The sequence below is a fragment of the Streptomyces sp. NPDC054841 genome (assembly GCF_053611045.1).
In genome coordinates this window covers 1-12,542 of the sequence record NZ_JBSGZO010000248.1, presented here as the reverse complement: position 1 = coordinate 12,542, position 12,542 = coordinate 1, and the positions used below count along the sequence as shown (strand labels likewise).

Below are 12,542 nucleotides of genomic sequence, written 5' to 3'. Positions count from 1 at the left end.
GGATGGGGATGAGCAGGGCCACGCACGTGATCAGGCTCCACAGCGCCGGGGCCGCGCCCAGCGTCTGCTCGTGACGCGCCGCCGCCCGGACCGCGGTCGCCTCACTGCGGGTCAGGTGCCACGGGCCGACCCGCTCCTCCAGCCGCTGGTAGACCAGGCCGAGCACGGCGCCGTAGGCGAGGTGGCCGATGAGGGAGGGGAAGGACACGGCCAGCGCGGCGGCGCTCCACTGGGGTGCGGCGCCGAGCAGCAGGGGAAGCAGCGTCAGATTGCCCAGGATCCACCAGAGGAAGCCGTAGGACACACCCCAGCCGATCCCCGAGGCCGGGTCGAAGCTGCGACGGCGGAAGAAGACCGCGTAGGTGACGCCGACGACCTGGGAGATCAGCAGGTGGATGACGAGGCCCACGACCGCGGACTCCGAGCCGACCAGGGAGGCGACGACCGGCAGGAATCCCACGGCGACCATGACGCCGGTGAAGATCACGCCGCCGGCCAGCCCGGCGACGACGCCGTGCCAGATCGAGATCACCCGCCCACCGGCGAGGCGTGACTCCAGGGCGTGCCGTACGTCGTCGGAGAACACCGCCCGCGAGAGGCCGCCGAGCCAGGAGATGAGCAGGGCCGTACCGGCACCGAGCAGCAGATGGCCGGGCAGCGACGCCACGGCGGTGCGCACCGCGCCCGGCGCCCACTCGAGCCCGCGGCCGGCCAGTAGCGGCGAGATCGTCACCGCCGCGAGCACCCACCACGCGAAGCCGAAGGCGGCGCCGCGGATCAGGGCGGGGCCGGTGCCCTCGCCGCGGTCGCCGAAGACCACCGCGTAGGAGGCGCCGACCAGCGCCCCGACGATCAGTCCCTTCCAGCCGAGCCCGAGCACCGGGGCGATGAGCAGCCCGGCGGCAGAGGCGCGCACCAGGAGACCGAGCCTGAAGTGCCGCTCCCTGTGCGACAGCAGGGCGAGGACGGCGGCTGTGACAGCTCCGTAGGCCAGGTGTCCGAGCAGGCTGGGGATCAGCGCCTGCGCCGTCGCCACGTTCCATGCCACCGGCCTGCCCAGCAGGACCGGCAGCAGCGTCAACGGCCCGAGGAACCACCACAGCACGCCGTACGCGAGTCCCCAGAACAGCAGCTCGCGCTGGCGCGCCACGAGCGCGCCGAAGAAGCTCCCGATGATCGCCGCGATCAGCAAGTGGACTGCGAAGCCCACGACAGGGGAGTCGGTTCTGACGATGGCCGCGACGGTGGGCAGGTACCCGATCAGCACCATCACCTCGCCGAAGACCAGCCCTCCTGCGAGACCGGCGAGGGCTCCGAATCCGGCGTTACGCATGACGATCATCCTTGGTCGAGAGGGCGATGTCCCTGGGGAAGACCAGGTCGAGGGTCCAGTCGGCGAGTACACGAAGCCGTTTCTCCGCACTGGGCAGCTTGCTCAGGTAGACCGAGCGCCACAGGACCCAGGCGAGGAAACCGGAGACCCGCCGGCCGCCGATCTCGCCGGCAGCCGTGCGGTGCCCGAGCGAGACCAGCACGCCGAGCCCGCCGAAGCGGAACGGGACGGGACGGCGTCCGCCGAGGACTGCGGCGATGTTCTTCGCCACTGCCTTGCCTTCGCGGATCGCGTGCTGGGCGGTCGGTGGGTAGACCCCGCCCGCCGGGTCGGGGATCCTCGCGCAGTCGCCCAGCGCCCACAGGCCGGGCATGCCCGGGACCTGCATGGTGGCATCCGCGACGAGAGGCCCCGTCATGACCTGTTGCACCAGCGGGTTCGGCCGGTTGCCCGCCGTCCAGGCCAGGGTGCGGGTGGCGATGGTCTCGCCGGAGTTGAGCGTGATGTCCTCGGCGGTGGCCTTGCTCACGCGTGCGCCGAGGCGGAGTTCGATGCCGCGCTTGTCGAGCTTGCGCTGCGCGTAGAGGCCGAGCTTCGGCGACAGCTCCGGCAGCAGCCGCTCACCCGCGTGCACGATCACGAATCGGGGGCGCAGCCCGTGCAGACGCGGATAGAAGTGGAGCACGTCATGCACCAGGTCGAACAGTTCGGCCACCAGTTCCGTCCCGGCGAATCCGCCGCCTGCCACCACGAACGTCAGCAGCCTGGCCTGCTCGGCCGGGTCCGGCTCGAGGTCGGCCCGCTCCAGCGCGCTCAGCACCTGGTTGCGCAGCCTGGTGGCGTCCTCGATCGACTTCATCGGGAAGGCGTACTCGCCCACACCCGGCAGGTCGAAGAAGTGCGGCACCGCGCCGACCGCCAGGACCAGCTCGTCGTACGGCACGCGGAGCATCCCCTCCTTGCCTGCGGAGACGTACGCGTTGCACGTCTGCGTGTCGATCGAGACCACCCGCCCGTGCAGGAAGGAGGCATGGTTGAGCCCGGCTCGCACCGGGGCGCTCACGTGCCTGGCCTCCACCGTGCTCGAGGCGACGCCGACCAGCAGCGGGGTGAACAGCAGGAAGTTCGAGTCGCTTATCAGCGTCACATGGGCATCGAGCCCGCGGGCGACCCGCCGGTCCAGTTCGCGCGCGGCCCCCACCCCGCCGAAACCACCACCGACGACCACGACATGGGGTTTGGCCCGTTGGGGCGCCGGCCGGGGCGGGCGCCAGGCCGAGAGGGCGTGGTGGGCGAGCCCGGCGATCGCGCCGAACAGGGCGGCGCCGACGAGGTCGGGGAAGCGCGAGACGGCCACCGCGATCGTCCATGACGGCGTCCTGCCCTCGAGCGCGGGAGCGAGGGTGAGTGTCCAGGTCACCCAGTCGAGCAGGCCGATGAGGAGACCGACGGAGAAGGCCGAGCCGCTGCTCTGCCTGTGGTCACCGAACACGAGGCCGAGCACGGCTCCCAGCACCACCGTGTGCGCAGCCCATGGGATCCACGGCGGGTTCGTCACGACCGCCACGATCGCGCCACCGGGCAGTCCGGCGATGATGCCGAACAAGAGTCTTCTGAGCAGAGTCATGGATGTCTCCGATAGTCGTATGGCCTGCGCCCGGAGGGGAGACGTGGGCGAAGGCCATACGGGAGGGGGGGGCGCAGGCGCCCGCTTCGGATGTTCAGAGCGGGCGCGCCTCACGAGCGTTACAAGTCCCTGGGGCAGGAGACGCGGCTGAGAGCATGAGGACCGTCCGTGGACGGCGTGGATCACGCCGACCGGGGCCCGCTGACAGGGCCCGTTGACCGGGGCCTGCTGACCGGGGCCTGCTGACCGGCTGTCAGCCCGGAGACGGCCGGCTTGTCGCAATCCACACCGCCCGCAGCGAGCGATGCACGACGATCAGCCATGGGAGGAACGGGTCGGATGACCTGTGTGGTGAAGGCCGGGTGGTAGACCGGCAGGGGAGCTCGGCGAGCGTGGCGAGTTGAGCCCCTGGAGTTTCTGCGAGTGGAGCCGACTGACGGATCCCGATCAGCTCGGGAACGGACATCAGTTCCCGGCCGAGCGCCCCCTCGGCCGCCTGACATTCCCTACTGGGTTCGGCGCAGGGGGATCACTTCGGCTGCCAGTCCCTGAATGCGGTGAGCAGCTGCTGCCTGGCGTCTGTCGAGATGCTGTCCGGGGTCAGTTCGCCCGTCGTGGCGATCGTCTGACGGAACTGATCGAGGTAGCTCTCGCACCCGGGGCATTCCGCCAGGTGCTCGATGAAGCGCCGCTCGTCTTCTTCGGGCAAGGTGCCCTCGAGGAAGTCGGTCACCAGCTCCACGAAGTCAACGCAGTTCACGGTCGTCCCCTCTCGCCGGCGATGTCATGGGCACTTGTCAGGTAGTCCTCCAGCTTACGGCGCAGGAAGGCTCTCGCCCGATGGAGGAGTACACGTTGGTTTCCGGGCGAGATCTCCAGCAGGGAACACACTTCCTCGGAGCCGTAGCCTGCGACATCGCGAAGTGTGATCACCGTTCGGAGGCGGGGCGGGAGCTCGTCGAGCGCCTCCGCGATCACGTCGCGGACTTCACCGCGCAGCACGTAGTCCTCAGGAACGTGCCAGGCACGCGGTTCCTGCCCGACGGCCCAGTGCCCGGCGTATGGCTCGCCGGAACCGCGGAACCGCGAGGCGTCCACCGTCGGCCCTTCCTCCTCCGGCAGGAGGCTGGCGAAGGGAACGGTCCTGCTCTCTTTCGTGCCGCGCGCCTTGGCGGTGTTGACCAGGATCCGGTACACCCACGTCTTCAGGGACGAACGGCCTTCGAAGTCGCTGATCCCCTTGATGACCGCCAGCCAGGTGTCCTGGACGGCCTCCTCTGCGGAGGCCTTGGTCGACACGAACGACATGGCGAGCCGGAGCATGCCACCTGACCAGGTGTCCAGCACCAGGGCGAACGTCTCCTCGTCACCGTCACGCAGCCGCTGGACCAGGACCTCGTCCGGCGGCAGTTCGCGTGCCCCCGCCATTCGTCTCTCCCCCCCCTTGTCGGCCCTCAACCGGGAGGGTCAGCTTAGGCCACCTCGGTGAGTGAGATCGTCTGCTGGTGCCTTTGTTCATTTCCCGGCAAGGAAATTCACAGCCGTGAAGGCCGGCTGCGGTGGGTCTGTCAGCCTCGCCGCAAGACGCGGAAAGCATCACACAGATGATCGCGCTCTCCGGTGGGCAGGCCCTGGCCGGGCAGCTCACCCAGATCGCGAGCCCTCCCTTGCCGGAGTCTCTGTGCATGGCCACCGTGACCTGCGCAGAGACTCCGGCGCCGCCATTACCTCAGCGGTAATCGACCCCTCCGCCGCCCCCGGGCATCGTGGTGGTCACCAGGACCCGGGCGGCGCACTCCGGCCGGGTCCCGGGTCCACGACCAGCCCGTACGACCTCGATGGAGGCTGATCCGTCATGTCCCAGGCCCTGCTCGCAGGCATCTCCCGCACCAGCGAACCGCAGACGATGCTGCGCCGCTTCCTCGCTCTCGACGCCGTCGTCACCGGCGCCAACGGACTGGCGTATCTCACGGCCTCCGGACCGCTCGGGCGGCTGCTCGGGGTCGACGCGACCCTGCTGCTGGAACTGGGTGTCTTCCTCACGCTGTTCGCGGCGGGCGTCGGCCTCCTCGCCTCGCGGCCGCAGCCGCCCGTCGTCCCCGTCAAGTTCGTCGTCGACGCCAACGCGGCCTGGGCGGCGCTGAGCGTCGTCGCGCTCCTGCTGTGGCTGGAGCCCAGCACCGCGGGGACCATGTGGATCCCGATGCAGGCCATGACCGTCGCCGGGTTCGCCGCACTGCAGTGGTCCGCGCTGCGTGCCGCGGCTACGGCGTGAGGGACTGCAGGTACTTCACCGTCGCGGGGTCGGCCGGGAGGAATGTCTCGATGGCCAGCTCGGCGACGGTGACATCCATCGGGGTGTTGAAGGTGGAGATCGACGACACGAAGGACAGCACCTGGCCTTCGTGTTCGATCTGCAGCGGAAGCGCGAAATAGGGGTAGGGAACCGGGTCCTCCCGGTCGTCGGGGCCGCCGCCCGTCTCCGGGACGGGATACGCGGCCACCTCCTCGTACAGCTCACGCAGCGTCTCGGAGCGGGCCAGGGCGATCTGGCGCTCCATCTGGGCCAGCAGATGCCCGCGCCACTCCCGCAGATTCCGGATCCGTGGTGCGAAGCCCTCCGGGTGCAGCGTGATCCGCATCGCGTTCAGCGGGGGAGTGAGCAGATGCTCCGCAACGCCCTCCAGGAGCATCGCGATCCCCCGATTGGCCGCCACCACCGTGTACGTCCCGTCGACCACGAGCGCCGGGTACGGCTCGTACCCGTGGAGCAGCCGCTCCATGCCCGCACGCAAGGACTCCAGCGACGGGTCGTCCAGCGGCGTCTGCGCGTAGCGCGGTGCGTAACCGGCCGCCAGCAGCAGCGCGTTCCGGTCGCGGACCGGCACGTCCAGATGCTCCGCGAGCCGCAGGATCATCTCCTCGCTCGGCCGGGACCGGCCCGTCTCGATGAAGCTGATGTGGCGGGCGGAGGAGTCGGCACGCAGAGCCAGCTCCAGCTGACTCAGCCTGCGCCGCTCCCGCCATCCACGCAGCAGTGGCCCTACTCCCGTGTCGGGCGCGACAGTTGTCATACGGAAACCGTAACGTCGCACGGAGACAACCCGGAGGGAGCCTCGCTCATGGCCACAGAGCCGCTGTCGCAGAAGGAGATCGAGGACAGACTGCGCGAACTGCCCGGCTGGTCCCAGGAGGGCGACCGGATCGCCCGTACGTACCGGCTCGGCACGCATTTCGCCGCAACCGCGCTGGTCGTCCATGTCGCGCAGATCCAGGACGAGCTGAACCACCACTCGGATCTCACGCTGGGCTACAACACGGTCAACCTCACCGTGAACACGCACGACGCGGGCGGCGCGATCACCGAACGCGATTTCGAACTCGCGCGCCGCGTGGAAGCCGCCGCCCCGAACCATGGTGTGAGCTGACCGTGCTGCACGACGACGAGACCCGCGAGATGGCGGGGGCCGTGGGTGCCGGCCGTGACGCGCTGCTCGACTACGACGTGGAGGCCGCCGTCTACGACGCCACCCGCGGCGGCGTGCCCCGGGCCGCGGCCGCCGCCGCGGCCGTACTGTCTCTCGTCCCGGACGCCGCCCGCGCGCTCCTCGACATCGGCTGTGGTACCGGGCTGGTGACCGAGCGGCTGGCCCGGCCGGGGCTGCGGGTACTGGGCGCGGACTCCTCGCCCGGCATGGCCAGAATGGCCGCCGGCCGGGTCGCGGGTGTCGTCCTCGCCGATGTCCGTAGCCTGCCGCTGCCCGACGCCTCGGTGGACGCGGTCAGCGCGGTGTGGCTGCTCCACCTGGTCCGGGACGCCAGGGCCGTCGTGGCCGAGGCGGCGCGTGTGCTGCGCCCCGGCGGGGTGTTCGTCACCACTGTCGACAAGGACGCCGGGCACGACGTGAGCAGCGACATCGACGCCGTCCTCGCCCCCTACCGGACTCCCGAGGCGTACGACCGCGCCGACCGCATCGAGGCGTTCGGCGCGGCGCACGGTCTCGGCCCGGCAGGCGAGACCCGCTTCACCGGCCATGGGCAGGGCCGGTCGCCGCGCCGCACCGCCCAGGCGCTGCTGCGCGGCGAGTACGCCTCCCGGCTCTCGGCCCGTGGTCCGCTCGCCGAGAAACTCGCCGCAGAGCTGTCCGCCCTGCCCGACCCCGACGAGCCGCGCCCCGAACCCCGCTTCCGGCTCATGGCGCTGCGCCGTCCCGGCCCGGCTTCGTGAAGTCCATGACCCAGTTCGTCAGCCACGTCCCGCCGTCGTCCACCGAGAACGCCTGCTCCCAGCGGGCCGTCGTGTCCGTGATGCCCGACCACACGAAGCGGACCACGACGTCCTTGCCCGCGTAGCTGTCCCGGCCGTGGAAGACGCCGGTGCCGTCCGGCCCGAACCGCCCCACCACGGGCGGGTCGAGCCGCCCGGTCCTGCTGCTCGACCAGTTCAGCGACCACTCCTCGCGCTCGGGGTCGTACAGCCTGAGCGTCAGCCCGGAGAAGCCCTTGGCGGGGAAGACGATCTCGTCGAAGTGCGCGGCACCGCCGAAGTGGGTGCGGCCCACGGTGGTGCCGTCGAACTCCTCCCAGCCGCTGTCCGGGTCGAGGAAGTCGAGGAGGCGGCGGTTTCGGACGTCCCAGTGGCCGGTGAGGAAGTCGAAGCCGTGCGTGTCGTCGCTCATGTGCGGTCTCCGGTGGTTCCGTCGGGCAGTGAGTCGGTGAGATAGGCGTCGAGGTCCGGGCGGCCGGGCGCCAGCATGTGGCGGACCCAGGCGTCCCGCTCGTGGAGGATCGGCGGCAGCTCCCAGACACAGCCGATCCACGGTTGGCCGGTCACCTTGACGAAATGAGCGGGATCGCGGTCGGGGCAGCCGAGGACGGGCTGGCCCGCTGCCGCGCCGCCGAAGTGCAGCACGTTGTCCCAGACCCAGCTGTACGCGTTGAGGTAGGCGCCGTCGTCGGCGCCGCGGTGCAGCACGACGAAGGTCGCGGGCGGGGTGCCGTCCGGAGCGGGGAGCAGTTCGGGGAGGATCTCGTACGCCGCCTTCTCGACCCGGGGATCGATTCCGGCCGGGTCGGCGGTGACGTGGTAGCGCTTGACGCTGCGGCCGGCCGCCTCGACGGGCGGCAGAACCCGCAGCAGTTTCTCTTCGAAAGCCATGGCTGGACGGTAAGGGCGCTTCACTGACACCTTGTGTCAGTGAAGGCCGGCCGACTTCTCTCGATCCTGCTGCTGCTCCAGACCAGGGGGCGGATGACCGCGGCCCAGCTCTCCGAGGAGCTGGAGGTGTCCGTGCGCACCATCTACCGCGACGTCGAGTCGCTGCACCTGGCAGGAGTGCCGCTGTACGGGGACGCCGGCCACGCGGGCGGATACCGGCTGCTCGCCGGCTACCGCACCCGGCTCACCGGGCTGAGCGCCGGTGAGGCGGAGGCGCTGTCGTTCTCCGGAATTCCCGGGCCGGCGGCCGAGCTGGGACTCGGCGCCGAACTGGCCGCCGCGCAGCTCAAGCTGCGGGCCGCCCTGCCCGATGGCCTGCGCGCCCAGGCGGACCGGATGCGCGCACGGTTCCACCTCGACGCGCCCGGCTGGTACGCCGAGGACGACGAAGTCCCGTACCTGCCGCAGGTCGCGGACGCGGTCTGGCACAGCAGGGTGCTCGACGTCCGCTACCGCCGCTGGAAGGAGCCGACGGATGTGGACCGGCGGCTGGAACCGTACGGTCTCGTGCTCAAGGCGGGGCGCTGGTACGTGGTCGCCGGGCCGGGGCCGCGTACGTACCGCGTCGACCAGATCCTCGGACTCGCGGAGACCGGCGAGGAGTTCGCCCCGCCCGAGGGTTTCGACCTGGCCGGGTACTGGCAGCGCTACCAGGACGAGTTCCACGCCCGGCTGCACCGCGACGAGGCGGTCGTCCGGCTGTCCCCGCGCGCCGCTGCCCGACTCGGCGGGGCGGCGGCGCGGGCCCTCGTCGCGACCGGCACGCCCGAGCCGGACGGCTGGACCCGGGCGGTCCTGCCCATCGAGTCCCTCGACCACGCGCACGGTGAGTTCCTGGCACTCGGCGCGGATGCGGAGGTCCTGGCACCGCAGGAACTCCGCGACCGGCTGGCCCGGACGGCCCGTGACATCGTGGCCAGGTACGGCGCCGCCGGCGAGGGCGGCGGGGCCTGTTCGTCCGGTGAGGCCGCTTCGACGGGTGCCCCGGTGGACGGGTCCGGCCCGGCTCGCGACGATCCCGGGATGACTCACGACGACGCCACGGACCTCCCGGTCACCCTCGCCGCTCCTGACCGCCGCGCCCTCGTCCGGGCGGGCCACACCCGCCTGGACGACCTCGCCGGCGCCGACCCCGCCGCGCTCGCCGCCCTCCACGGCATGGGCCCCAAGGCCCTCGCCCGCCTCCGCGAGGCCCTCGCGGAGCGGGGTCTCAAGCTCGCGGACCAGTGATCCCGCCCGGGCGCGCGACTGACCGTCCAGGGCGCCTGCCGCGGTCTCCGTCCCCACCCCGCCCCTTCGCGCTGTGTCGATGCTCGGCTCCGCCGCGGGAGTGGCAAGCCCCCGACCCCGTACGCCCTCCGGGCGTGTCCTCGAACTCCCCCGGAGCATCGCCCGGAAGTGCCCCCAACGGGCTGGACATGAGCCCCGCCGGGGTTCACCACGCCCGCAGGGCACAAGGGGAGACCGAGGAGCGGGGGCAACGGGGGCGGAGCCCCGTCAGGCCGACCACGCTCCCGACGCCGCCGCGTCCTTCGCGTACGCCGTGAAGTCCCTCGGCGCCCGGCCCAGGAGGCGCTCGACACCGTCCGTCACATGCGCGTTGTGGCCGTCCAGGAGCATCACGAACAGGTCCGTGAGCCACTGCGCGTCCCCGGCCGGGAAGCCGAACTCCTGCAGCATGCCCACGTACTGCGGGCCGGAGACCGGGACGTAGCGGACCGGGCGCCCCGTGGCACCGGAGAGTTCCTCGGCGACGTCGTCGAACGTCAGCAGCCGAGGCCCCGTCAGCTCGTAGGTCTCGCCCTCGTGGCCGTCCTCCAGGAGCGCCGCGACCATCACGTCCGCGAGGTCGTCGAGGTCGAGGAAAGGCTCTGCCGTCGTGCCCGCCGGGAAGGGGATCTCCCCGGCGAGGACGCCGGGCACCAGCGCGCCCTCGCTGAAGTTCTGCGCGAAGAACGCCGCCCGCACCACCGTCAGCGGCACCCCGGCCGCCCGCAGCGCGTCCTCCGCGTGTACCGCCTCCGGCTCGCCGCGGCCGGAGAGCAGCACCAGCCGGCGCAGGCCGTGCTCGGCCGCCAGCCGCCCGAAGTTCCGCATCGCGCCCTCCGCGCCCGGAGCCGCCAGGTCCGGGTAGTACGTCACATACGCGGCGTCCGCGCCCCGCAGCGCGGGACCCCACGTCGCCTCGTCCTCCCAGTCGAAGGGGACCGCGCCCTTGCGCGAACCGGCCCGCACGGTCACTGCCCGCTCCGTGAGCCGCTGTGCCACCCTGCGGCCGGTCTTGCCGGTCGCCGCCGTCACCAGCACTGTCATCTGCAGCTTGTCCTGCTTCAGGTTCTCCGTCATGGCTCCACCTTTGCGGCTGTCGCCTGGACTCTCCATGCGGCAGAGGCTCGATTCCATACGCGTGCGTCTACGCCGACCGCCTACGCTCGACACCATGGACGCACTTGCCGGACTGCTCGACGGGCCCCGGGCCAGAGGGGCCTTTCTGCTCCGCATGGTGATGGAGCCGCCCTGGTCCGTACGCGTCGAGGACCACGCCCCGCTCTGTCTGATGTGCGTCACCCGCGGCGAGGCATGGATCGTCCCAGACGACGGCGACCCGGTACTGCTGCGCCCGGGCGATGTCGCCATCGCCCGCGGACCCGAGCCGTATCAAGCCGCCGACACCCCGGCCACGCCGCCGTACGCGCTGATCGGCCCCGGCGGCACCTGCACGACGCTCCAGGGTGAACCGCTCGCCGAGTCCATGGGCCTCGGCGTACGGACCTGGGGGAATGCCCCCGACGGCGCCACCACCATGCTCATCGGCGCGTACCAGATGGACGGGGAGGTCAGCCGGCGGCTGCTGGACGTCCTGCCCGGGCTGCTGCACCTCCCCGCCGACGTGTGGAACTGCCCGCTGATGCCGGTGCTCGACGAGGAGATCACCCGCGACGAGCCGGGCCAGAGCGTGGTCCTCGACCGGGTGCTCGACCTGCTGCTGATCGCGGTGCTGCGGGCGTGGTTCTCCCGGCCCGGTGCCGAGGCGCCCGCCTGGTACCGCGCGATGGGAGACCCGGTCGTCGGGCCCGCGCTGCGGCTGATGCAGAACGATCCGGCGCACCCCTGGACCGTCGCCTCACTCGCCGCGAAGTGCGGGGTCTCCCGGGCGGGCCTCGCACGTCGCTTCACCGAACTGGTGGGGGAGCCGCCGATGGCGTACCTCACGGGCTGGCGGCTCGCCCTCGCAGCCGATCTCCTCCGGCAGACGGACGCGACCGTCGAGGCCGTGGCCCGGAAGGTCGGCTACAGCGGCTCGTTCGCGCTGAGCGCCGCGTTCAAACGGGTGCGCGGCATCAGCCCGCAGGAACACCGCACCGGCGCCCGCACCGCAGCCGCTTTGCCGGAACAGCAACAGATCTTGCCCTGACGGCGCCGCGCGCGCACCCTGACGCCATGAGCCCACACCAGCACCGTCACGACGGCACCGACACCACCGACATCGATTGGGACGCATTCGCCCCGCTCCTCGAACACGGCGCCGAGCTGCAACGCCCGCTGTACACCGAGGCCGCGGCCTGGGTCCGGGAGCAGCTCCCCGCCGCAGCGGTACGCCGCGTACTCGACATCGGCAGCGGGCCGGGCGTGATCACCTGCCTGCTCGCCGAGATGTTCCCGTACGCGGAGGTCGTCGCCGTGGACTCCACGCCCGCGCTCCTCGAGCTGGCCCGGGCCCGTGCCGAGCGCACCGGCCTCGGCGACCGCGTCCGTACCCTCTGTGCCGAACTTCCCGGCGGTATGGAGGAGCTGGGAGAGGCGGATCTCGTCTGGGCGGGCAACTCGCTGCACCATCTTGGTGATCAGCGCTCCGCCCTCACCGGCTTCGCGCGTCTGCTGCGCCCCGGCGGACTGCTCGCCCTCGTCGAGGGCGGACTGCAGCCGCGTCATCTGCCCCGCGACATCGGCATCGGCCGCCCCGGACTGGAAGCCCGTATCGACGCGGCCCTCAGCGCCTGGTACGAGGAGATGCGCACCGGGCTGCCGGACAGCAGGGCAGAGATCGAGGACTGGCGAGCCCTGCTCGCCGCCGCCGGTCTCACCCCCACCGTCACCCGCTCCTTCCTCCTGGACATCCCGGCGCCGGTCACCGACGCCGTCCGCGAACACCTGGTCTCCACGTTCACCTGGCAGCGCCAGGCGCTGGAGGGGCTGCTGGACGCCGAAGACACCGCCGTACTGGACCGACTGCTGGACCCGGACGACAAGGAGGGGCTGCTGAGCCGCCCGGACTGCTTCCTGCTGGCGGCCCGTACGGTGCACACGGCCCGCCGCGGCTAGCGCCTGTGCGGGTGGCTCGGAGCCCGGGCGTGCTGCTGACC

The 12,542-nt window shown here is 71.6% G+C and carries 13 protein-coding genes and 1 pseudogene; 6 read left to right on the top strand and 8 right to left on the bottom strand.

Features of this window, described 5'->3' with window-relative positions:
- From ACWGI8_RS27575 to ACWGI8_RS27560, 4 genes are all read right to left on the bottom strand, one after another.
- Positions 1 to 1,333: hypothetical protein (locus ACWGI8_RS27575; protein WP_453664891.1), on the bottom strand; the 1,333-nt coding region annotated here is incomplete at its 3' end.
- A complete protein-coding gene (locus ACWGI8_RS27570; protein WP_453664889.1) occupies positions 1,326 to 2,960 on the bottom strand; it encodes an NAD(P)/FAD-dependent oxidoreductase in 1,635 nt (544 codons plus the stop codon). The genes ACWGI8_RS27575 and ACWGI8_RS27570, both read right to left, overlap by 8 nt.
- A gap of 529 nt (positions 2,961 to 3,489) precedes the next feature.
- Positions 3,490 to 3,720: an anti-sigma factor family protein gene (locus tag ACWGI8_RS27565; RefSeq protein ID WP_453664887.1), complete on the bottom strand. Its 231-nt coding sequence runs from the start codon at positions 3,718 to 3,720 to the stop codon at positions 3,490 to 3,492.
- The gene (locus tag ACWGI8_RS27560; protein ID WP_453664885.1) at positions 3,717 to 4,388 is read right to left on the bottom strand and encodes an RNA polymerase sigma factor; all 672 of its coding nucleotides are present in this window, start codon (positions 4,386 to 4,388) and stop codon (positions 3,717 to 3,719) included. Before ACWGI8_RS27560 ends, ACWGI8_RS27565 begins: the two co-directional genes overlap by 4 nt.
- A 427-nt stretch (positions 4,389 to 4,815) precedes the next feature.
- Here ACWGI8_RS27560 and ACWGI8_RS27555 point away from each other — a divergent pair, with 427 nt between their 5' ends.
- A complete protein-coding gene (locus tag ACWGI8_RS27555; RefSeq protein ID WP_453664883.1) occupies positions 4,816 to 5,235 on the top strand; it encodes a hypothetical protein in 420 nt (139 codons plus the stop codon).
- On the opposite strand, the gene ACWGI8_RS27550 is transcribed toward ACWGI8_RS27555, so the two are convergent.
- Positions 5,225 to 6,034 (bottom strand): helix-turn-helix domain-containing protein, encoded by an 810-nt coding sequence (locus ACWGI8_RS27550; RefSeq protein ID WP_453664881.1) that lies wholly within the window; start codon positions 6,032 to 6,034, stop codon positions 5,225 to 5,227. The two genes, ACWGI8_RS27555 and ACWGI8_RS27550, sit on opposite strands and share 11 nt — an antisense overlap.
- Positions 6,035 to 6,082: 48 nt before the next feature.
- Between ACWGI8_RS27550 and ACWGI8_RS27545 the strand changes: the two genes are divergently transcribed.
- Together ACWGI8_RS27545 and ACWGI8_RS27540 are read left to right on the top strand one after the other, a co-directional pair.
- Positions 6,083 to 6,388: a 4a-hydroxytetrahydrobiopterin dehydratase gene (locus tag ACWGI8_RS27545; RefSeq protein WP_453664879.1), complete on the top strand. Its 306-nt coding sequence runs from the start codon at positions 6,083 to 6,085 to the stop codon at positions 6,386 to 6,388.
- A 62-nt stretch (positions 6,389 to 6,450) separates the two neighbouring features.
- Positions 6,451 to 7,188 carry a class I SAM-dependent methyltransferase gene (locus tag ACWGI8_RS27540; protein WP_453664893.1) on the top strand — a complete coding sequence of 246 codons (738 nt, stop codon included), beginning with the start codon at positions 6,451 to 6,453 and terminating at the stop codon, positions 7,186 to 7,188.
- Here ACWGI8_RS27540 and ACWGI8_RS27535 read toward each other — a convergent pair.
- Positions 7,154 to 7,639 (bottom strand): hypothetical protein, encoded by a 486-nt coding sequence (locus ACWGI8_RS27535; RefSeq protein WP_453664877.1) that lies wholly within the window; start codon positions 7,637 to 7,639, stop codon positions 7,154 to 7,156. The genes ACWGI8_RS27540 and ACWGI8_RS27535 overlap by 35 nt on opposite strands.
- Positions 7,636 to 8,118, bottom strand: coding sequence for a hypothetical protein (locus ACWGI8_RS27530; RefSeq protein WP_453664876.1), 483 nt, complete (start codon positions 8,116 to 8,118; stop codon positions 7,636 to 7,638). Before ACWGI8_RS27530 ends, ACWGI8_RS27535 begins: the two co-directional genes overlap by 4 nt.
- A gap of 39 nt (positions 8,119 to 8,157) precedes the next feature.
- On the opposite strand from ACWGI8_RS27530, the pseudogene ACWGI8_RS27525 reads away from it, so the two are divergent.
- A pseudogene (locus ACWGI8_RS27525) lies at positions 8,158 to 9,126 on the top strand (helix-turn-helix transcriptional regulator); the annotation flags it as partial.
- 549 nt (positions 9,127 to 9,675) lie between these two features.
- Here the strand turns inward: ACWGI8_RS27525 and ACWGI8_RS27520 are convergent.
- Complete coding sequence (locus ACWGI8_RS27520; protein WP_453664874.1) at positions 9,676 to 10,524, bottom strand: NmrA family NAD(P)-binding protein; 849 nt, start codon at positions 10,522 to 10,524, stop codon at positions 9,676 to 9,678.
- 94 nt (positions 10,525 to 10,618) lie between these two features.
- On the opposite strand from ACWGI8_RS27520, the gene ACWGI8_RS27515 reads away from it, so the two are divergent.
- On the top strand, positions 10,619 to 11,593 hold the full coding sequence (locus ACWGI8_RS27515) for a cupin domain-containing protein (protein WP_453664873.1): 975 nt from the start codon (positions 10,619 to 10,621) through the stop codon (positions 11,591 to 11,593).
- A 26-nt stretch (positions 11,594 to 11,619) separates the two neighbouring features.
- On the top strand, positions 11,620 to 12,501 hold the full coding sequence (locus ACWGI8_RS27510) for a class I SAM-dependent methyltransferase (RefSeq protein ID WP_453664871.1): 882 nt from the start codon (positions 11,620 to 11,622) through the stop codon (positions 12,499 to 12,501).
- Positions 12,502 to 12,542: the final 41 nt, after the last annotated feature.

What these genes read in the sequence shown, in the direction of transcription:
- ACWGI8_RS27570 (WP_453664889.1), bottom strand. Translation starts at nt 2,960, where the DNA reads ATGACTCTGCTCAGAAGACTCTTGTTCGGCATCATCGCCGGACTGCCC.
- ACWGI8_RS27560 (WP_453664885.1), bottom strand. Translation starts at nt 4,388, where the DNA reads ATGGCGGGGGCACGCGAACTGCCGCCGGACGAGGTCCTGGTCCAGCGG.
- ACWGI8_RS27555 (WP_453664883.1), top strand. Translation starts at nt 4,816, where the DNA reads ATGTCCCAGGCCCTGCTCGCAGGCATCTCCCGCACCAGCGAACCGCAG.
- ACWGI8_RS27550 (WP_453664881.1), bottom strand. Translation starts at nt 6,034, where the DNA reads ATGACAACTGTCGCGCCCGACACGGGAGTAGGGCCACTGCTGCGTGGA.
- ACWGI8_RS27545 (WP_453664879.1), top strand. Translation starts at nt 6,083, where the DNA reads ATGGCCACAGAGCCGCTGTCGCAGAAGGAGATCGAGGACAGACTGCGC.
- ACWGI8_RS27535 (WP_453664877.1), bottom strand. Translation starts at nt 7,639, where the DNA reads ATGAGCGACGACACGCACGGCTTCGACTTCCTCACCGGCCACTGGGAC.
- ACWGI8_RS27530 (WP_453664876.1), bottom strand. Translation starts at nt 8,118, where the DNA reads ATGGCTTTCGAAGAGAAACTGCTGCGGGTTCTGCCGCCCGTCGAGGCG.
- ACWGI8_RS27520 (WP_453664874.1), bottom strand. Translation starts at nt 10,524, where the DNA reads ATGACGGAGAACCTGAAGCAGGACAAGCTGCAGATGACAGTGCTGGTG.
- ACWGI8_RS27515 (WP_453664873.1), top strand. Translation starts at nt 10,619, where the DNA reads ATGGACGCACTTGCCGGACTGCTCGACGGGCCCCGGGCCAGAGGGGCC.
- ACWGI8_RS27510 (WP_453664871.1), top strand. Translation starts at nt 11,620, where the DNA reads ATGAGCCCACACCAGCACCGTCACGACGGCACCGACACCACCGACATC.